This window comes from Bacteroides sp. CAG:189, assembly GCF_000432295.1.
Lineage (GTDB): Bacteria > Bacteroidota > Bacteroidia > Bacteroidales > Bacteroidaceae > Bacteroides > Bacteroides salyersiae.
The window spans coordinates 980-21,223 of sequence record NZ_HF991112.1 but is presented as its reverse complement, the minus strand read 5'-3'; the positions used below and the strand labels follow the sequence as shown (position 1 = coordinate 21,223).

The window sequence follows — 20,244 nt, the reverse complement described above, 5'->3', positions numbered from 1 at the left end:
TATCTGTACAAAATGTTTCGGGTACTTTTGGTACTGCTCCTAAAATACGGGTACGTGGAGCAACCTCTATTTATGGTAACTCTAAGCCATTATGGGTTGTGGATGGGGTAATTATGGAAGATGTGGTCGATGTCAGTACTGATGATTTGTCGTCGGGTGATGCTGTTACATTAATCAGTTCAGCTATATCGGGGCTTAGTGCCGATGATATAGAGAGTTTTCAGATTCTGAAAGACGGGTCGGCAACTTCGATCTATGGTGCCAGAGCGATGGCGGGTGTGGTAGTTATCACAACTAAACGAGGACAGGCCGGACTAAGCAGTATCAATTATACCGGAGAATTTACTTATCGTATGATTCCGCATTATTCAGAATTCAATATAATGAACTCCCAGGAACAGATGGATGTATATAAGGAGATGGAGGACAAGGGATGGCTACTGTTTTCCGAAACTGCCCGTGCTTCCAACAGCGGTATATATGGCAAGATGTATCAGATGATAAATACCTACGATTCCAATACTGGTGGTTATTTGTTGTCCAATACTCCTGAGGCACGATACGCATATTTGGGAGATGCAGAAATGCGCAATACGAACTGGTTTGATATCCTTTTCAATAAAAATATAGCTCAGACACACTCTGTCAGTATTTCTACCGGTTCGGAAAAGGCGAAAATGTATGCTTCGCTTAGTCTTTATAATGATCCGGGGTGGACAAAGGCAAGTTCGGTAAATCGGTATACGGCAAATATGAATGCTTCTTTTAATTTGTCGGATAAATTGAGTGCTCTGATTTTAGGAAGCGGTTCTTATCGTAAACAAGTAGCTCCCGGTACATTGAGTCAACAACTGGATGTGGTGAACGGACAGGTAAAGCGCGATTTTGATATTAATCCTTACAGCTACGCTCTGAATACTTCAAGAACTTTGCAGTGTACGGATGAAAATGGAAAATACGTGTATTACACTCGTAACTATGCTGATTTTAATATTCTGCATGAATTGGATAATAATTATATTGACTTGAATGTGGCGGATCTTAAATTCCAAGGTGAATTGAAATGGAAACCTGTGAGAGGGTTGGAGTTGAGTGGATTGGCTGCCATCAAATATTCTTCTACCGGGCAGGAACATAATATAAAGGATCATTCTAACCAAGCTGAATCTTATCGCGCTATGGGAGACGCCACTATCCGTGACAGTAATCCGCTACTGTATACTGATCCCGATCAGATCAATTCATTGCCTGTCACTATTCTTCCGGAGGGCGGTATCTATACCCGTACGGATTATCGTATGAAAGAACTTGATGTACGTGCCACAGCTACTTACAATACCAGTATCGATAATACACATATTATCAACCTTTTCGGAGGTTTTGAAAATAGTTCTATAGACCGTACCCGGAGTTGGTTTCGTGGATGGGGATATCAATATGACAAGGGAGGTACTCCTTTTTATGATTATAACGTATTTAAACAGGGGAAGGAAGAAAATACCAATTATTATACCAATGAGGCAACTTACACTCGCAGTGTAGCTTTCTTTTTCATGGGAACTTATTCTTATAAAGGTATATATACTCTGACGGGAACTGGGCGTTACGAAGGTACGAACCGTTTAGGAAAGTCGCGTTCGGCACGTTGGTTACCTACTTGGAACGTGGCCGGTGCATGGAATGTACACGAAGAAAAATTCTATTCAAATTTCACAAATCCGGTTTTGTCGCATGCCACATTGAAGGCATCTTATAGCTTGACTGCCGATCGGGGACCTGCTTTTGTGACTAATTCGCAGGCTATCCTCAACAGTTACTCACCTTGGCGTCCTTCGGCCAGTGTTACAGAATCGGGAATGCGCATTACCGAACTTGAAAATAGTGAGCTCACTTATGAAAAGAAACATGAGTTTAATGTGGGTATCGATTTAGGTTTCTTAAAAAATCGTTTGAATCTTGCCGCCGATTACTACCGGCGCAATAATTTTGACTTAATCGGAGTAATCAATACCCAGGGAGCCGGTGGGACAATCGCTAAATATGCTAATATTGCTTCGATGAAATCATCCGGTATCGAATTGACGATTTCAAGCAAGAATATGAGGACCAAAGATTTTAGTTGGAATACCGATTTTATCTTTTCTAAAACGAAGAATGAGATTACCGATCTGAAATCACATGCAAATGTACTGAGCTTGATTTCCGGTAACGGATTTGGTCGTGAGGGATATCCGGTGAGGGGACTCTTTTCGATACCTTTCGCAGGGTTAACCGAAGATGGCTTGCCTACCTTTATTAATCAGGATGGGCAAAAAACAATTTCAAGTTTTAATTTTCAGGAATATGAAAAGTTGGATTTTCTGAAATATGAAGGTCCTACCGATCCTACCATTACCGGAAGTTTTGGTAATATTTTGACTTATAAGAATCTGAAGTTGAATGTATTCGTTACTTATTCTTTTGGAAACGTAATTCGTCTGGATCCCGTTTTCAGTAACGCTTATTCTGACTTGGATGCTATGCCTAAAGAGTTTAAGAACCGCTGGATGAAAGCAGGAGATGAAAATGTTACTAATATACCGACTATTGTAAGTACACGAATGAATCAGCAATATGCTTATTTGAATATGGCATATAATGCTTATAATTATTCGGATGTACGTATTGCCGACGGTGGTTTTATCCGGTTGAAAGAGATATCTCTTTCTTATGATCTTCCGGCTAAAGTGATTAACTTCTTTCGGTTGAATAAGTTACAACTTAAACTACAGGCAACTAATCTTTGTTTGCTGTATGCCGACTCAAAGTTGAACGGGCAGGATCCGGAGTTTTTCCGTTCCGGTGGTGTATCTACCCCCGTACCTAAGCAATTTACATTTACAGTCAGATTAGGATTATAAAAAACATAAATGAATTGAATATGAAACTGAAATATATAATACATACTTTTGTCGGATTGGCTTTCTTATGGATGAATACTTCCTGTGACAGTTATCTGGATAAATTGCCTGACAACAGAGCTAATCTGGACTCAGAAGATAATATAACGGATTTATTGGTATCGGCTTACCCTACCGTTTCTATTTGTATGTTGGGAGAAACCTCATCGGATAATATAAAAGACAATGGGGTGAACTATGGAACTTTGAGTCAAGTGGTGGAGGAGTATTACAGATGGGAATCTTCTACACAAAAGAGTATAGATTCGCCTACACATTTATGGGAAGGATATTATGAGGCTATTGCTGTGGCTAATCAGGCTTTGGAAGCCATCGAAAAATCGGACAATGCAGGCGAGTTGAATGCACAACGTGGAGAAGCTTTACTATGCCGGGCATACAGTCATTTTATGCTGGTCAATGTTTTTTCACAGGCTTATAATGAACAGACAAGTGATACTGATTTAGGAATACCTTACGTAAAAGAACGGGAAACGATTGTTAGCAAGAATTATGATCGAGGTACTGTGAAATCTGTTTATGAGAATATTGCACAGGATATTGAGGAGGGGATAGGGCTTATTGATGATGATCTTTATTCTGTGTCCAAATATCATTTCAATAGTAAGGCGGCCAATGCTTTTGCGGCGCGTTTCTATCTCTATTATAGAAAGTACGATAAGGTAATAGAATATGCAGATAAAGTATTAGGTGATTCTCCGGTAAGTCTGTTGCGCGATTATTCTTCCTATCCGTCGCTTTCTTCTTACTTTGAAGTTGGGAATCAATATATAAAGGCAGAAGAGGGGAGCAATTTGCTTTTGCAGACTGCGGTATCGGCTTATGCCCGTATGACCGGAGTTTATAAGTCGTATCGGCGTTATGGGCATCCTATTGCTAAAATGCTGGAAACATTGTTAAGTGCCGGTATTTGGGGAAATGAGCGTTCACTGAAATATTTTGATAAGCTATTCGGTACTCAGGAATATGGATTGGTATTTCCAAAACTGATAGAATATTTCGAATATACTGATAAGGTTGCCGGTATCGGCCAAGCACATATTGTTACTACTGCTTTTACTACCGATGAACTTTTACTTTGCCGTGCCGAAGCATTTATCTACCAGAAAGATTATGATCGTGCTGTAGCCGATATACAAGCTTGGTGTGATACACATGCTTCAGGTACAACTGTTTCACGTTCTGCAATCAATCAGTATTACGGCAGTCAGGCTACAGAAAGGACAAAAAAAGATTTACATCCGAAATTTGTTATTGAAAATGGGGAGCAGCTTAATTTTGTTAATTGTATATTGCATCTACGGCGAATAGAGACTGTTCATGAGGGTTTGCGGTGGTTCGATATCAAACGTTATGGTATTGAAGTTACACACAATATCAGTGGTGGTAACGAGGATGTTTTGAAAGTGGATGATTTGAGAAGGGCCATCCAGATACCTACAGATGTGATCGGTGCAGGGCTTACTCCCAATCCCAGGTAGAAGATTTATTGAATGATACAAAAGAAATATATGAATATGATACGAAATTTGAAATACGCAATCCTTTATTCATTTCTGTTCATGGTGTTTGTGCCATTTTTTACTTCGTGTGGCGAAGATGATTTGGAAGACAGTAAATTCAGGAAAATGACTGTTGAACGAAATGAATTCGATAATTGGTTATTGGCGAATTATGTGCAACCATATAATATTGATTTAAAATATCAACTCGAGGATATCGAGACTGATATGAGTTATAATCTGGTGCCGGCTGAATTGGATAAAGCGAAAGAGATGGCTAAATTAATTAAGCATCTTTGGCTGGGAGCTTATGATGAAGTATGCGGTGAAGTTTTTATGAAACAATACGGACCGCGTATTATTAATTTGATCGGTTCTTCGGCTGTCAATCCGGATTCAAAGACAGAGGTATTGGGTACTGCCGATAAAGGGCTCAAGGTTACCTTGTACAAAATCAATTCACTGGATAAAACCAATATAGAGCTTTTGAACTTATATTATTTCCGTACGATGCATCATGAATTTGCTCATATTTTGCATCAGACTAAGAATTATCCTACTGAATTTAATGAGATTTCTGTAAGTAATTATTCTCCTACGGGATGGATGAATCGTACTAATGAGCAAGCCCAGCGTATGGGATTTGTAGGTAATTATGCCAGTAGTGAGGCACGTGAGGATTTTGTGGAGGTGATTGCCAACTATCTGACTCGTACGGATGCCGATTGGAACGAAATACTTCGTCAGGCTACTTTTACAGATCAAGAAGCCAAAGACGAATTACCGGATAAACAGGATACCGGTACCGGAAATGGGAAAACGGTCATTCTTTCTAAGCTGAAAATAGCTCGTGAATGGTTAAAAACAGCTTGGAATATTGATATAGATAAATTGAGAGAGGCTATTGCAAGACGTTCAACGGAACTTGATTCACTTTGATAATTGTACCCGATATGAAAAAGATACTATTTATTTTGATTAGCATAACTCTTTTCTTCTTAGGCTCATGTACAGGTGAAGAAAAAGATATTTATGATGGAAATTCAAATGAACGCCTTACGGAAGAAGAAAAAGCATGCCGTGAGGATCTTCAGGAAGCGGAAAACGGGTGGATAATGGAGTATTTTCCCAATGCTTCACAGTATGGAGGATATCAGTTGCTTGTGTCGTTTGACGAGGACGGCATGGCCACGTTTTCTGCAGAGAAAGCGGTGAGTGGAGACAATACCCGGAAAGAATCGGGCATGTATACATTAAAACATGAAAATGGCATTTTATTGTCATTTGACACATATAATAGGATTTTTCATCAGTTTTCCGACCCTCAATCGGATGGAATAGGATTCGGAGGTGATTACGAATTCTATGTTATGGAGCATACTTCTGACCATATTGTACTCAAAGGTAAAAAGACCTATCAGAGAGTGGAATTGCATAGGTTATCTACAGATGTATCTTGGAGCGAATATTTGTCCAAAATCGATAAGATGGCGACTTTGGTAGATACCAAATATTTGGATATGACTTTGAATGGAAAGCCTGTGAGTATGTTAGCTAAGAGCTCATTTGCACGTTGTTTCAATTTGTCTTATACGACTGACGAAGCAGTTGAGACTCATGTAATGTCGTTTGTACTCACAGTTGAGGGAGTACAGTGTGCCCAGCCTGTCACTATCGGAGGGGTTACTGTTGATCATTTTATTTGGGACGATACTACTCAAAAACTTGTCTATAAGGATGATGAAAATACAATAGAAATAGGGACTCTTTCGATTAACCGTATTTTTAACCAGACAACGGATACTTGGTATTTTGCAAATAAGCGCAGTAGTACTCGTTTTCGTCAGTTATGGAACAGTATGGTTTATATAATGAATAGTGATTTTAACACCGAGTTCAATGATTTCTATCTTGGCTTATATGCCAATCCGTTTGAACCCGAAGAGAATTATCAGGCCGTTTTGGCTGTTTGTCGGGATAATATCGGTAGTGTGTATACAACTCAGTATGAAATAGTGGAAGGAACCACTGACCATATCCGTATCCTGTGGAAGGGCTATGCTATGAGTGCACAATATTATTATAAAGCTTATGAACCGTTACTTACTTTCCTCTCTAAAGAAGGAGAAAATGAGTTCATTATCGAAGCGGATAATAATATTTATCCTCAAGAGCTAAAATTCACAAAAGTGTCTAATCCCAATCATTGGTTTATTATTTCAACGAAGCAGGAAGCTCATTAATAACAAGAACCCACATACCAAAAGAAATGAGATAATTTCTTTTTTGAGAATAAACAGTGTGCGGTTATTGGAATTCAAACTGTACCAACAAAGTCATAGAACTTGTGTTTTGTTTTGGTACAGTTTTTGTATATATGAAATAGTATTAAAATATTATATAAAAATGGCTTCCTTGTTCGTCCGCCGACGAGGAAGCCATTTAACACAAAAACTAAACTAGACTTAACTAAACTATTCTATTCTCAGAGTTTCACAACTCCTTTTCTGTTCGGTACAAAGATATGTATTTATTATTTATTAAACAAACAGGAATAGACAAATCGGCGTTTTTTACCGATAAACGACTCTTTTTTCAACTTCTTTCATCAAGAAAGGCTTGAAAAGGCTGTTTGTAACTGTCACTGACAGGAATATAGGTCTTGTCAAAAACAATTCGACCACGATCTATAATGCGTATTTTGTCTTTTTGTACGATGAACGAACGGTGTACCCTCATGAAACGGTTGGGAGGGAGTAATTCTTCCATTGCTTTCATACTCATTAATGAAAGGATGGGCTTCGGTTGGTCTTCTGTATATATTTTAATGTAATCTTTTAATCCTTCAATATAGAGAATCTTTTTCAGTTCCACCTGGATGAGTTTATAATCGCTTTTTACGAAAATACTTTCAATCTCTTCAGGCTTCTGTACAAGCTCGAACCATTGTAATGCTTTATTGGCAGCTTGTAGGAAATCTACATAAGAGATTGGTTTTAACAGATAGTCAAGGGCATTTACACGATAACTGTCAATAGCATATTGATTGAAAGCAGTGGTAAATATGATGCGGGTATGGCTGTCTACCATTTTAGAGAATTCCAGACCGTTCAGTTCGGGCATTTGGATATCGAGAAAAAGAAGATCGACAGAATTGCCCGGTAATTCTTTCATCGCTTGTACTGCACTGGAATATTTACCAGCCAGCGCGAGAAATGGAGTTTTATTGACATAACTCTCCAATAAATCAAGAGCCAGAGGCTCGTCGTCTACGATAGCACAATTTAGAGTCATAATTTTAGTGGTTAGAGAGATTAGTGATGAGTGGATTAGTGATATTCACTCATCACTACTTTAATCACTAATTTCGATGAATACTCTTTTTTATCTTTACTTGTTCCGCGTTGCCATTGATAACGCCCCGGATAGATTAATTCCAGTCTTTTACTTACTTGCTCCAATCCGATGCCCGAACCACTTTTATCTGTTTCGGCTTTGGGATGATAGCTATTGGTAATTTCACATTTCACTTCGCCGTTGCCTTCAGAAAAAGAAATGCGTATAAAACTGGGCTCTGTGGGAGAGATGCCATGTTTGAATGCATTTTCTATAAGTGAAATAAAAATTAGGGGGGCTATTTCTGTCCGGTTATCCGGAGCGATATCGATATGTGTTTCTACGGTCACATTAGAAGAAAGACGAATGCGCATTAATTCTATATAATTGCGTATAAAGTCCATTTCTTTTCCTAATGAGACGTAGGTCTGTTGGTTATCATATAATACGTGACGGAGAAGTTTACTCAGTTCTTGTACGGCTAATTGCGCTTTGTCTGTATTGAAAGCAATAAGTGCATAAATATTATTCAGGGTGTTGAGTAGAAAATGTGGATTCAATTGATTTCTTAAGTTCTTCAATTCAGCTTCAGTACGGCTCTTTTCGGCTTCACGACGGGCATCTTCTACTTGTCCCCAGCGAATACTCATTTTGATTGCTGCGGACAGTCCGATGGTAAGTACCATTGAGAACATATCCCGAACAAAGAAAATCCAACCAGGAGGCAGATCTTTACGGGGAGCTTTCGGTGGAGTATTGCCAAAAAGGACGCTTTGCCATAGATGAAGACCGCCACTCATAAGTATGATCAACGCGAGGTTGAGCAACATATATTCTCGGATGCGTCCACTGAATAAATATCGGGGTATAAGCAAGAAGTAATTGAGATAGAATACTATAAAAAAGGAGAGGGAGACTCCGCTATGGCGCAAGTATCCCATCCAGTCAATTGCTTCTCCTCCGCGATTGATGATAAAAAACGGAAATCCGAATACAATCCCCCAACCGATGACATGGGTCAGGACTTCGGCAAACCGAATGTGGTTGTTGGTATATTGTTTCATAATGTGCAAAGATAATAAAAATCACCTGTTATTCGTATCGGATCGCTTCTATCGGATCGAGGTCGGCAGCTTTCTTAGCCGGATACCATCCGAAAAATACACCTGTAATGGTACATACGGCAAACGATAGGAAAACACTCCAAGGCTGTATAAAGATAGGCCAGTGGGCTACACTTTTTACAATCCAACTGGCACCGCAGCCGATAATGACTCCGATGATACCTCCTGTGATACTGATCAGAATGGCTTCTATAAGGAATTGGCTGAGGATATCGATTCCACGTGCACCGACTGACATGCGAAGACCGATCTCCCGTGTGCGTTCTGTAACAGATACATACATGATATTCATAATGCCGATACCGCCTACTACCAGAGAAATGCCGGCAATGCAGGCTAATAGGGTTGTCATTAAATCGGTGGTAGAATTCAGCATGGTACTGAGCTCTTGCTGGCTACGGATGGTGAAATCGTCTTCATCCGAATCCTTCAGTTTATGTTCACGACGCAAAATTCTGGTTATCTCTTCCGTTGCATAGTCGGTCATGTCTTCCGAAAGGGCGGATGCATAGATACCTTGCAAATAGGTTACGGCAAGTAGACGCTTCATGACCGTTGTGTAAGGTGCCAGTACGATGTCATCCTGATCCATACCCATAGAATTGTATCCTTTGGATTTTAAAACTCCGACAACACGGAAAGGGATTTTTCCAAAACGGATGACACGTCCTACGGGATCACTTCCGTCGGGGAATAGGTTATCTACAATGGTTTTCCCGATTATGCATACTTTTGCGGAACTTTGTATGTCTGCTTCCGTAAACATCTCTCCGTTTTCAATTGTCAGTTGCCGGATACTTAGATAATCCAGTCCTACTCCATTGACAGATGACGGGTAGTTGTTGTTACCATAGACAAGTTGCCCTGAAGAAGAGACATTAGGGCTTATGCCGGCCAGATAGTTGGACTCATCGCGTAACTTTTCGTAATTTTCCAACTTCAACGTTTGCATTTCTGAAGCATCCCGACGTACCCCTCCACGCATGTCGCCACCAGGATGTATCATAATCATATTCGATCCCATTTCAGCAATTTGCGTCTGGATACTTCGTTTCGAACCTTGTCCGATGGCCAGCATGGTGATAACCGAGGCAACGCCAATGATTATTCCAAGCATTGTCAGGAAAGCCCTTAGTTTATTGTTGGCTAATGCCCGGAGGGCTATTTTGAATAAATTGGTTCCATTCATTTTGTTTATAATTAGGCAATTAACGATTAAACGATCTAAAGACCGGGAGATTTACGGTTAGACGATCTAAATGCCGGGGAGATTTACGATTAGACAATTTACGATTTACGATTGAGGTTACTTTAGAAAATGGCTAATTGGAGAAATGGTATACTTTTCATCAACAAGCCATGAATAAAAGTATTTCCAATCGTAAACAGTAAATCGTCTAATCGTACATCTTCGGATCGATCATCTTCTTATTCCTCCTCCGGCAGTGGCAAAGCTGCCAATGCTTCTGCGGCCGATTGGATGTTCTGATTGGCAGTATCTTCTTTGATTTGTCCGTCACGAAGGACGATATTCCGACTGCTGTATTGAGCTATTTCCGGATTGTGGGTTACAAAGATGATCGTGCGCCCCTCTGCATGTAATTTCTGAAAGAGTACAAGGATTTCGAATGAGGTGCGTGTATCAAGGTTACCCGTAGCTTCGTCCGCTAATATTACAGCAGGATTATTGACCAAAGCGCGGGCAATGGCTACACGTTGCATCTGTCCGCCGGACATCTGGTTGGACTTATGTTCCAAACGATCCCCTAATCCTACGGCTTGTAATGCTTCGATGGCACGGCGCCGACGTTCTGAAGCGCTGACGCTTGCATTATACATCAAAGGAAGTTCTACATTTTCTACGGCAGTCGTTTTCGGCAGCAGATTATAGCTTTGAAAGACAAATCCGATTTTACGGTTTCTCAAGATGGCACGTTGAGGTTTGCTCATCGTGCGTACGGAAATGCCATCGAGCAGGTATTCACCGCTACTCGGAGTGTCGAGACAACCCAATGTATTGAGCAGGGTCGATTTTCCCGATCCCGATGTACCCATAATGGTCACAAACTCTCCTTCGTTGATGGTAAAAGAGATGCCGCGTAAAGCATGGACGGTTTCTTCTCCTACTTGGAAGTTTCGTTTGATGTTATGTAATTCGATTACTTTTTTTTCCATAATTGGTCATTGTTTAATATGTCGATATGCCGGTTGTCATTACATGTGTGAATGAAATTGGGTAATCAACCGGCATATTAGCACATTATTTCTTTTTTCCTCCCGGACGTCCCGGCATGAAAGGACTTTGCTCCTTGTTCTCTCCATTATTCTCTACCATCGGTTGTGACTCGTTATCTGTACCGAGATTGGCTTCGTTTATAACTTGAGTGCCTTCACTTATGCCACTGGTGATTTCTGTTTTGATACCATTACTGATACCTATTTGTACCGGATGGGCCGTGAACGTATTTCCTTCTTTTGTCCATAGTTTATGTTCGCCTTCACAATCTTTTACAATATCTTGCGGGCTGATTAAAGGAACTTCCGGCGTAAAACGTAATGCTCTGGAAGGCACACTGAGCACTCCTTGTTTGTCGAGAGTATAAATAGTAATGTTGGCAGTCAGGCGGGGTTTAAGTTTCAGATCGGGGTTCTGTGCAGAGATGACTACTTCATAAGTGATCACGCTTGTGGTCGTACTGGTTGTACTGCTGGTTGTACTGCTACTGCTGCCCAAACGGATTTGTGTTACACGCCCCTCGAATACATCATTGGGGTAAGCATCTACCGTAAAACTTACGCGCTGTCCTTCTTCTACACCGCCTATGTCAGCTTCGTCTACATCGGCTACTACCTGCATTTGGGTTAAATCGGCGGCGATAGTAAAGAGGGTCGGTGTCTCGAAGCCGGCAGCTACCGTTTGTCCTTCTTCTACCGCCCGGTCGATGACTACACCGTCGATAGGGGAGGTGATGGTGGCATATGACAGATTACGTTCGGCCTTTGCCAGAGCTGCTTTACTGCTATCAAACTGACTTTTGGCCTTTTCAGATACATAAAGTGCCTGTTCATAGTCAGTATCGCTGATAAGTTGTTTCTCATGCAACCCCTTGCTGCGTTCATAATTCTTTTTCTGATACTCGTATTCTGCTTTGTTTCCGTCGTAAGTAGCTTGTGCGGATGCCAGTTCGCTTTGAAGGGTGACTTTATCCATTTCCGCAATGAGTTGCCCTTTGCTTACTACTGAGTTATAGTCGGCATATAGCTTGTCTATGATACCTGAGACTTGTGTACCGACTTCTACTTCTGTTACCGGTTCGATAGTTCCCGTAGCAGTTACGGAATTGGAGATGTCGCTTTTGCTTACGGTAACAGTGGTATACGAAATCTTGTGTTTGGCTTTCGAACCACTGAATATCCATATTGCACCACCTGCCACCACTATTATAACGATAGCGATGAGGATAATTTTCTTCTTGTTCATATGGTTTATATTATATTTATTATTTACTGTTTTTTCTCTACCGATAATGCCTGATTAAACTTTGCATTATTGTTGCTTTATAACTGAATTTCTTCTCCTTGATAGAACTTCAACAGTTGTGCATTCAATATCGCCATGTATTTGGCTTGAAGTGTTTCTTGCTGTGCGCTGAGGAGATTGTTTTTTTCGGTCAGTAATTCTACCGTATTTTTCATGCCCATGTTAAACTGCTCGCTTACCAGTTCATAACTGGTTTGTGTACTGCGCAGTTTCTCTTGGGCAGCTACATAACGCTGTTGGGCGGTGTTGGCATCCAGCCAGAGACCCTCGATTGCCTTATACAGATTTTTTTGTTCATCCAACAAGTTGAGCATGCTGGTTTCACGTTGAAGTTTGGCTTTTTGTACGGCACTTTTCGTTTGGCGGTTATTAAAGATGGGGACGCTCACGGATACTCCGATAGAGTTGTTCCATCCGTTTTTCACTTGCTGGGCGAAAGTATAGTCCGAACCGCTTGTATTGGTTGTGCCGATACCTGCACTCAGACTGATACTGGGCATATATCCTGCACGGGCTATATCGATGTTGAGCTCCGACGCTTGTACATTGAGTCTGCTTGATTCTATTTCCGGACGCAGGGCAAGAGCAGCTTGGTATACATCTGTTTTGGTGGGTAGCGGAGATAGTACATTACTGTCCTCTAATGTAGGCAGATAGAGGTTCATTTCTTCCTCACCGTCCAACTCAAGGAGTTGTTTAAGCTGTAGTTTGTAATCTTGCAGACTGGACTGTGCAGTAACAAGCTGATAGCGGTCGGTACTGACCTGTGCTTCCAGTTGTGCCAGATCTGCTTTGGAGATGCTTCCGGCAGCAAAGAGTTCTTTGCCGCGTTCGTATTGCGCCTGGCTCAGAGCAAGGGTAGATTCGTTCACCTTAACCGATTCAGCAGCATAAAGTATCTGTACGTAGGTTTGGGTGATTGTCTCTTCAATATCATTCTCCGAGGTTGCTACGTCCAGTTCAGCTGCACGATTGTTTAACTTTTCCTGTTCGATGGTCTTGAGACGCTTGCTGCCGTTGTAAACAGTCCATTGGGCATTTAGTCCATACGTTCCGTTGTAACTGGTTTTACTGTTGTTACGGATAATTTCCGATCCGCTTACAGTACTGCTCGATTCCTGATACGGACGGTTCACCATGTTTTGGCTCGTTGAGAATGAGAGGTTAGGAAAGAGTGCCGCTTTAGCTGTTTTCACATCGACTGCGGTACTTTCTGCCGTGATACGGCTTTTGCGCAAGGTAATGTTTTGTTCCAAGGCATAATCGATGCAGTTCTGTAGCGTCCATTCGTCAGGGAGCTGCTGAGAGCCGTTCTCTACTGTTTGTTCTGTGGCAGGAGTTACAGAAATATCCATAGCCGGATTGTCTTGTGCCCGGAGAATATTACCGCTTATGCTACTGCCGGTTACGCAGAGTGTTATCACTGTCAATCTTCTTACATTTATCATATTTCTTACAGTTTATTATTCTTTTTGACGTATGCGAAGGTACGTACCTATAATAACTGCTGCAAAAATGATAGACGTTGGGGAAAATTTCGACGCTGAATGAGGTTTTTATGTCGATAAGAGAGCGCGAGACCTTACCGGAAAAGATAACGGTTATGAAACCGTATTTTTCATTTTTCTGGTATAGACCGTCAGGATGATGATTGCGGTAATGAATGCCAGTCCGTCTGCTACGGGCATGCTTATCCAGATACCGTTCAGGCCATACCAACCGGGGAATATCAAAAGTCCCGGTAAGAGATATACCAACTGTCGCGAGAGCGAGAGGAAGATACTGATTTTAGCTTTTCCGATACTTTGGAAAAAGTTGGAAATCACAATCTGAGCACCTACCAGAGGGAACATCAGAATACAAATACGCAAACCTGTTGCCGCCATATTTATCAGTTCTTCACTATCGGTGAAAATGGCCGAAACCGCATGCGGGAACAGTTCACAGATGATAAATCCGCTACTGGTGATCAGTACCCCGACAATAATTCCCAATCGTAACGTATGTTTTACGCGATCTTGTTTTTGCGCTCCGTAGTTGTAGCCGATAATCGGCTGCATTCCCATTGTCAGCCCCATGACAATCATTACATAAAGCATTAATAGCCGGTTCATGATGCCATAGGCACCGATTGCCATGTCACCGCCGTATTTTTGTAAACCGTTATTGATGATGATAACGATTACACAAGCGGTGACATTCATGGCGAAGGGCGACATGCCAATAGAAAAAATGCTTCCTACGATGCGCTTCTTCAATCGCCAGAATCCGTGATGGAAGTGTACGAAGCTGTTTTTACTGCGGAAGTGTTGCACTACCCATACCATTCCTATAAATTGAGAAACAACGGTTGCCATAGCGGCACCACGGATTCCCCAGTGAAAATGGAAGATGAAAATAGGAGCTATAATGACATTTGCCAAAACAGTGACCAAGGATGTCAGCATTGCCTTTTTAGGATATCCGGTGGCACGCATCACATTGTTCAGGCCTATCATGGTATAAGTGACGGGGGTTCCCAACAGAATAACTTGCATGAAGTCGCGTGCATACGGGAGAGTTGCCGGACTGGCGCCGAAGAAGTTTAATATCGGATCCAGAAAAAGGAAAGCGATTCCTCCGAATACTACCGAGTTGATAAGGCACAACATCAATGTGTTTCCTAATACCTCCGTAGCTCCGTCTATATCTTTCTGACCCAGTCGGATGGATGAAATAGTGGCACCACCGGCGGATATAAGTACACAGAAAGCCACTACAAGGTTCATTAACGGGAAAGTGATAGCCAGTCCGGAAATAGCCATGGCACCTACACCATGTCCGATGAAGATGCTGTCTATTATATTATAAAGAGAGGTAATGGTCATTCCGATAATAGCGGGAATGGAATATTGCAATAGGAGTTTCCCAATCTTTTCGGTTCCTAAGATACGTGGATCGGTTTGCTGTGCCATATGTCGGTTCGTTACAGTTTTTTAAGTGGTGCAAAGGTACGAATTATTTGTCTTATCCGTCGATTATTCTGAACTTTGCATCCGAGTTAATACAACGTTTAACGTTTAAAGGTAAAAGAAAGTTTATATGGACACTACGAAAACAATTGCCGCATTATTTGATTTTGACGGCGTTATCATGGACACAGAACTGCAATATACCATCTTTTGGAATGAGCAGGGAGAGAAATATCTGCATGTGAAGAATTTCGGCCCGGGTATTAAAGGACAGACTCTGACACAGATTTATGATAAGCATTTTGCAGGAGAACTTGTCAGTGTACGGGAGCAGATCACTTCTGATCTCAATCTGTTTGAAAAAGATATGGCATACGAATATCTTCCGGGTGTACAGGATTTCCTTGTAGAGCTGCGTCGCCATAATGTCAAGATAGCACTTGTTACCAGTTCCAATGATGAAAAAATGGAAAACGTCTATCGGACCCATCCCGAATTTAAAGAACAATTCGACCGTATTCTTACCGGAGGCATGTTTAAGCGTTCTAAACCGGCTCCCGATTGTTTCCTGCTTGGAATGGAGATTTTTGGAACGGTTCCGGAAAATAGTTTTGTTTTTGAAGATTCCTTCCACGGTTTGCAGGCCGGACGTTCTTCCGGTGCCAAGGTGATCGGCTTGGCCACTACTAATTCTCGTGAAGCCATTGCCGGCAAAGCCGATTACATCATCGACGACTTTACCGGAATGACTTATGACAAGCTGTTGACCATTTAGTAGTCAGTTTGTTTGACTTGTCCGGTTATGAATTCTTTCCTTTTTTTTGTTCGTTATGAATTAAAAGTTATACCTTTGCGGCCAATTTATTAATCCATAAATATATAGAAACATGGCTGGATATATATCAGATGATACAAGAAAAGTGACTACACACCGCCTGATAGAAATGAAAGAAAGAGGCGAGAAGATATCTATGTTGACTGCCTACGATTACACTATGGCACAGATTGTAGATGGTGCCGGGATGGATGTGATTCTTGTCGGTGACTCTGCTTCCAATGTGATGGCGGGTAATGTAACTACGCTTCCTATTACACTCGATCAGATGATTTATCATGGAAAGTCGGTTGTACGTGCTGTAAAGCGTGCTATGGTAGTGGTTGATATGCCGTTCGGTTCTTATCAGGGAAATTCTAAAGAAGGACTTGCTTCCGCCATCCGTATAATGAAAGAGAGCCATGCCGACGCATTGAAGTTGGAAGGTGGTGAAGAGATTATCGAAACGGTTAAGCGCATTCTTTGTGCCGGTATTCCTATTATGGGACACCTCGGATTGATGCCGCAATCCATTAATAAATATGGCACTTATACGGTTCGTGCCAAAGATGAAGCAGAGGCGGAGAAATTGATTCGTGATGCGCATCTGCTTGAGGAAGCCGGTTGTTTTGCATTGGTTCTTGAAAAAATACCGGCTGCATTGGCCAAGCGTGTAGCAAGTGAATTGACAATTCCTGTTATCGGCATCGGTGCCGGTGGTGATGTAGATGGCCAGGTATTGGTTATTCAAGACATGTTGGGTATGAACAATGGTTTCCGCCCCCGTTTCTTGCGTCGCTATGCCGACTTGTTCACCGTAATGACAGATGCTATCAGCCGTTACGTTTCGGATGTGAAGAATTGCGACTTCCCGAACGAGAAGGAACAATACTAAATCTGTATGGGAAACCGATTGTGGACAATCCATTTTATACGGATATGTATTGCCAATTTTTTATTGTTCATATCCTTATATATGCTTTTCCCGGTTGTTCCGGCAGAGATGGCAGATCGTTTAGGTGCTCCGGTGTCTCAAACCGGAGCAATGTTTCTTTTGCTTACATTGGGAATGTTTGCTATCGGGCCTTTTCATGCCTATCTGGTAGATGCCTATAAACGTAAATATGTTTGTGCCTTTTCGTTTGCCGCCATGATTGCAGCAACAGCGGGATATGGTTTTGTAAACGATATCACTCAGTTGTTGTTGCTTTGTTTGGTGCAGGGAATTGCATTCGGTATGGCTACTACGGCGGGCATTACATTGGCTATCGATATTACCGGTACCCATTTGCGCAGTTCGGGCAATGTCGCTTTTGCGTGGGCTGCACGGATAGGGATGCTGGTCGGTATTGCATTAGGAGTGGTGATTTATCAATGGTATGATTTTCATATCCTGTTGTATGTTTCGGTTATATGCGGGTTAGTGGGAGTTTTCTTTGTATCTCGGGTATACGTGCCTTTTAGGGCGCCGATCGTAACAAGACTATGTTCGTCCGATCGTTTCCTTTTGCCTCGTGGATGGTTGCCCGCTCTTAATTTTGCTTTGATTGCTTTTATTCCGGGATTGTTGTTGCCGGTGTTTCATCACTCATTGAGTGATGTCTCGATAGGTAAGATAACAATTCCGTTTTTTGCAATTGTGGGAGTGGGGTTTCTTTTTTCCGTATTATTGGCTAAATTGGTCTACCGGGAGGAAAAATCATTGAGAATAATCATATTGGGAATCAGCTTGATGATGGTTTCTTTCACTCTTTTGGAAGAGTTGCCCACCTCTGTTGTTGCTATGTTATTAGGTTTAGGCTTGGGCTTGGTTACTCCGGAGTTTCTATTGATATTTGTGAAGTTATCACATCACTGTCAGCGCGGTACGGCTAATACGACTTATCTTTTGGCATGGGAAACCGGAATGTCTTTGGGAGTTGCTGTTGCCTGTTATATGAGTGTAGAATCGTCAGTGGAGTCCATTTATCACTTGGGACGTATTGTGTCTCCTATAGCACTTTTATTTTTTGTGCTATTGGCTTATCCTTATTTTAAAAGAAAGAGGGTGAGGCCTCTCCCCAACCCTCTCCGTGGGAGAGGGGGCTAAGTTAGTTTCGTTACTGATTTGCAAACCACGGACTTTGTATCTTTAAACTTTATGACAATGGCATCTGTTACTTCCTCTCCTGGGGAGAGGCTATATATAAGGTATAAAGATAACCAATCCTACAATTGCCGCAGCAACGGCACATATCAGTACTGCACCTGCTGCAATGTCTTTTACTTCGCCTGCTATCGGATTCCATTCCGGTGATGTAAGATTGACCAGTCTTTCAATAGCCGTATTGAAGGCTTCTGCTGCAATGACAACACCGATACAGATAATGATGGCTATCCATTCAATCCGGTGTATCTCAAAAAAGAAACCAGCCATAATTGTCAGTAAGGCAATGCTCAAATGAATCCATACGTTATGTTCCCGGCAGACAAAACTCTTAATCCCTTTCCCGGCATACGTGAAACTTTTCAAACGCTTTTTTATACTAAATGGTTCCATGAAAATAATTTTTTAATGTGCCAATATGCCAATGTGCCAATTACCATGCGGTATGTTTTTTTTATAGCGCAGCCAATTGGCACATTGGCACATTGGCATATTGGCACATTGATACATTATTTAATTTCTACTTACCTGTTTTACTCCTTTTACCGTCCGTAATTTTTTTATCAAAGCTTCCAGACGTCCGGTATCACCCACCATGATGGTCATTGTGCCCGAGAACAAACCGTCGTGCGAATCGATACCGATTGAGCGCAAAGTGATGTCGTTTTCTTTTGAGATAATCGAAGTTATATTGGTTACGATTCCGATATCATCGTGTCCTACTACACGGAGCGTGATCGGGTATTGCGTGCCTTGCGACTTTCCTGCCCAACGCGCTTTTACGATACGGTATCCGAAACGTTCTCTCATTTGATCGGCATTCGGGCAGTCTGCACGGTGGATTTTAATACCTCCAGAAACGGTAACGAAACCGAAAACATCATCTCCATAGATGGGATTACAACATTTGGCCAGTTTAAATTCCAATCCTTTCAGATTCTGGTCGATAACAAGTACGTCCTCTTTCGTATTACCTTCTTCTATCTGATTTTGCAGGTTATACCCTTCAGCGCTGCGATAGGTGATTTCATCGTGCGTATCACTTTCACGTTTTTGCAATTCGGTATACTTATCCAGTAAGTCGTTTACATCCAGCGTACCGTCGGCAATGGCCTGGTAGAATTCGGTTACTACTTTATAACCCAATCGTTTGATGAGGCGCATCATCGTACCCTCATCATACTCCATTTTCCTGTTTTTGAATTTGCGTTCCAGTGTCTCTTTGGCAAAATCGTGCTGGCGCGCCACCATCTCTTTCAGGGCTTGGCGTATTTTGGTGCGTGCTTTGGAAGTTGTTACAATGTTCAACCAGTCTTGTTTGGGCGTCTGGGTGTTCGATGTCATAATCTCCACTTGGTCACCGCTGTTCAGCTTTTGTTTGAGCTGTACATTTTTTCCGTTTACTTTTGCACCGATACATTTACATCCCAGCTTACTGTGAATGTGAAAGGCAAAATCGAGTACGGTCGCTCCTTTGGCCAGTTTGAAAAGGTCTCCTTTGGGGGTAAATACGAATACTTCATCTTCGTATAAGTCCATTTTGAACTGATCCATCACTTTCAGTGAATCATTGTCCGGGTTTTCAAGTGCTTCGCGTACGGAAGTCAGCCATTCATCGAGTCCGGTTTCTCCTTTTATTCCTTTATAGCGCCAATGGGCAGCCAGTCCCCGTTCGGCTATTTCGTCCATTCGGCGGGTACGGATCTGTACTTCCACCCATTTCCCTTCCGGCCCCATTACTGTGATATGGAGTGATTCGTAACCGTTGCTTTTCGGGATGGAAAGCCAGTCGCGCAGGCGTTTCGGGTTGGGCTGGTACATGTCTGTCACAATGGAGTATACCTGCCAGCATTCCTGCTTTTTTTTATCC

At 41.8% G+C, this 20,244-nt stretch carries 15 protein-coding genes and 1 pseudogene (1 of these 16 running past the window's edge); 7 read left to right on the top strand and 9 right to left on the bottom strand.

Annotated elements, in window-relative coordinates; all coding sequences use genetic code 11:
- The 4 genes from QVP90_RS15695 to QVP90_RS15680 form a co-directional block, all read left to right on the top strand.
- Window positions 1-2,900 (top strand): SusC/RagA family TonB-linked outer membrane protein (locus QVP90_RS15695; RefSeq protein ID WP_288204795.1); only part of this gene is annotated, 2,900 nt, incomplete at its 5' end.
- Between the two features lie 20 nt (window positions 2,901-2,920).
- Window positions 2,921-4,441 (top strand): RagB/SusD family nutrient uptake outer membrane protein, encoded by a 1,521-nt coding sequence (locus tag QVP90_RS15690; RefSeq protein ID WP_007480648.1) that lies wholly within the window; start codon window positions 2,921-2,923, stop codon window positions 4,439-4,441.
- Between the two features lie 36 nt (window positions 4,442-4,477).
- Window positions 4,478-5,401 (top strand): zinc-binding metallopeptidase, encoded by a 924-nt coding sequence (locus QVP90_RS15685; protein ID WP_007480649.1) that lies wholly within the window; start codon window positions 4,478-4,480, stop codon window positions 5,399-5,401.
- A gap of 14 nt (window positions 5,402-5,415) precedes the next feature.
- A complete protein-coding gene (locus tag QVP90_RS15680) occupies window positions 5,416-6,705 on the top strand; it encodes a DUF4302 domain-containing protein (RefSeq protein WP_007480651.1) in 1,290 nt (429 codons plus the stop codon).
- A gap of 352 nt (window positions 6,706-7,057) precedes the next feature.
- On the opposite strand, the gene QVP90_RS15675 is transcribed toward QVP90_RS15680, so the two are convergent.
- The 7 genes from QVP90_RS15675 to QVP90_RS15645 form a co-directional block, all read right to left on the bottom strand.
- Entirely contained in the window at window positions 7,058-7,756 is a 699-nt protein-coding gene (locus QVP90_RS15675) for a LytR/AlgR family response regulator transcription factor (RefSeq protein ID WP_021936954.1), read from the bottom strand.
- A gap of 35 nt (window positions 7,757-7,791) precedes the next feature.
- Entirely contained in the window at window positions 7,792-8,862 is a 1,071-nt protein-coding gene (locus QVP90_RS15670) for a sensor histidine kinase (protein ID WP_007480653.1), read from the bottom strand.
- Window positions 8,863-8,890: 28 nt separating this feature from the next.
- The gene (locus QVP90_RS15665) at window positions 8,891-10,111 is read right to left on the bottom strand and encodes an ABC transporter permease (protein ID WP_007480655.1); all 1,221 of its coding nucleotides are present in this window, start codon (window positions 10,109-10,111) and stop codon (window positions 8,891-8,893) included.
- Between the two features lie 239 nt (window positions 10,112-10,350).
- The gene (locus tag QVP90_RS15660; protein WP_005932635.1) at window positions 10,351-11,097 is read right to left on the bottom strand and encodes an ABC transporter ATP-binding protein; all 747 of its coding nucleotides are present in this window, start codon (window positions 11,095-11,097) and stop codon (window positions 10,351-10,353) included.
- A gap of 85 nt (window positions 11,098-11,182) precedes the next feature.
- Entirely contained in the window at window positions 11,183-12,403 is a 1,221-nt protein-coding gene (locus tag QVP90_RS15655; protein WP_021936953.1) for an efflux RND transporter periplasmic adaptor subunit, read from the bottom strand.
- Window positions 12,404-12,480: 77 nt separating this feature from the next.
- A complete protein-coding gene (locus QVP90_RS15650; RefSeq protein ID WP_021936952.1) occupies window positions 12,481-13,911 on the bottom strand; it encodes a TolC family protein in 1,431 nt (476 codons plus the stop codon).
- A 153-nt stretch (window positions 13,912-14,064) separates the two neighbouring features.
- Window positions 14,065-15,417: an MATE family efflux transporter gene (locus tag QVP90_RS15645; RefSeq protein ID WP_007480661.1), complete on the bottom strand. Its 1,353-nt coding sequence runs from the start codon at window positions 15,415-15,417 to the stop codon at window positions 14,065-14,067.
- 127 nt (window positions 15,418-15,544) lie between these two features.
- Between QVP90_RS15645 and QVP90_RS15640 the strand changes: the two genes are divergently transcribed.
- From QVP90_RS15640 to QVP90_RS15630, 3 genes are all read left to right on the top strand, one after another.
- Window positions 15,545-16,189, top strand: coding sequence for an HAD family hydrolase (locus QVP90_RS15640; RefSeq protein ID WP_021936951.1), 645 nt, complete (start codon window positions 15,545-15,547; stop codon window positions 16,187-16,189).
- A gap of 112 nt (window positions 16,190-16,301) precedes the next feature.
- Window positions 16,302-17,123, top strand: coding sequence for a 3-methyl-2-oxobutanoate hydroxymethyltransferase (gene panB / locus QVP90_RS15635; protein WP_005932625.1), 822 nt, complete (start codon window positions 16,302-16,304; stop codon window positions 17,121-17,123).
- A 6-nt stretch (window positions 17,124-17,129) separates the two neighbouring features.
- Complete coding sequence (locus tag QVP90_RS15630; protein ID WP_007480665.1) at window positions 17,130-18,317, top strand: MFS transporter; 1,188 nt, start codon at window positions 17,130-17,132, stop codon at window positions 18,315-18,317.
- Window positions 18,318-18,407: 90 nt separating this feature from the next.
- On the opposite strand, the gene QVP90_RS15625 is transcribed toward QVP90_RS15630, so the two are convergent.
- Both QVP90_RS15625 and QVP90_RS15620 read right to left on the bottom strand, forming a co-directional pair.
- On the bottom strand, window positions 18,408-18,767 hold the full coding sequence (locus tag QVP90_RS15625) for a diacylglycerol kinase family protein (RefSeq protein WP_005932620.1): 360 nt from the start codon (window positions 18,765-18,767) through the stop codon (window positions 18,408-18,410).
- Between the two features lie 120 nt (window positions 18,768-18,887).
- A pseudogene (locus QVP90_RS15620) lies at window positions 18,888-20,244 on the bottom strand (RelA/SpoT family protein); it runs 916 nt beyond the window's last position.

What these genes read in the sequence shown, in the direction of transcription:
- QVP90_RS15690 (WP_007480648.1), top strand. Translation starts at nt 2,921, where the DNA reads ATGAAACTGAAATATATAATACATACTTTTGTCGGATTGGCTTTCTTA.
- QVP90_RS15685 (WP_007480649.1), top strand. Translation starts at nt 4,478, where the DNA reads ATGATACGAAATTTGAAATACGCAATCCTTTATTCATTTCTGTTCATG.
- QVP90_RS15680 (WP_007480651.1), top strand. Translation starts at nt 5,416, where the DNA reads ATGAAAAAGATACTATTTATTTTGATTAGCATAACTCTTTTCTTCTTA.
- QVP90_RS15675 (WP_021936954.1), bottom strand. Translation starts at nt 7,756, where the DNA reads ATGACTCTAAATTGTGCTATCGTAGACGACGAGCCTCTGGCTCTTGAT.
- QVP90_RS15670 (WP_007480653.1), bottom strand. Translation starts at nt 8,862, where the DNA reads ATGAAACAATATACCAACAACCACATTCGGTTTGCCGAAGTCCTGACC.
- QVP90_RS15665 (WP_007480655.1), bottom strand. Translation starts at nt 10,111, where the DNA reads ATGAATGGAACCAATTTATTCAAAATAGCCCTCCGGGCATTAGCCAAC.
- QVP90_RS15660 (WP_005932635.1), bottom strand. Translation starts at nt 11,097, where the DNA reads ATGGAAAAAAAAGTAATCGAATTACATAACATCAAACGAAACTTCCAA.
- QVP90_RS15655 (WP_021936953.1), bottom strand. Translation starts at nt 12,403, where the DNA reads ATGAACAAGAAGAAAATTATCCTCATCGCTATCGTTATAATAGTGGTG.
- QVP90_RS15650 (WP_021936952.1), bottom strand. Translation starts at nt 13,911, where the DNA reads ATGATAAATGTAAGAAGATTGACAGTGATAACACTCTGCGTAACCGGC.
- QVP90_RS15645 (WP_007480661.1), bottom strand. Translation starts at nt 15,417, where the DNA reads ATGGCACAGCAAACCGATCCACGTATCTTAGGAACCGAAAAGATTGGG.
- QVP90_RS15640 (WP_021936951.1), top strand. Translation starts at nt 15,545, where the DNA reads ATGGACACTACGAAAACAATTGCCGCATTATTTGATTTTGACGGCGTT.
- panB (WP_005932625.1), top strand. Translation starts at nt 16,302, where the DNA reads ATGGCTGGATATATATCAGATGATACAAGAAAAGTGACTACACACCGC.
- QVP90_RS15630 (WP_007480665.1), top strand. Translation starts at nt 17,130, where the DNA reads ATGGGAAACCGATTGTGGACAATCCATTTTATACGGATATGTATTGCC.
- QVP90_RS15625 (WP_005932620.1), bottom strand. Translation starts at nt 18,767, where the DNA reads ATGGAACCATTTAGTATAAAAAAGCGTTTGAAAAGTTTCACGTATGCC.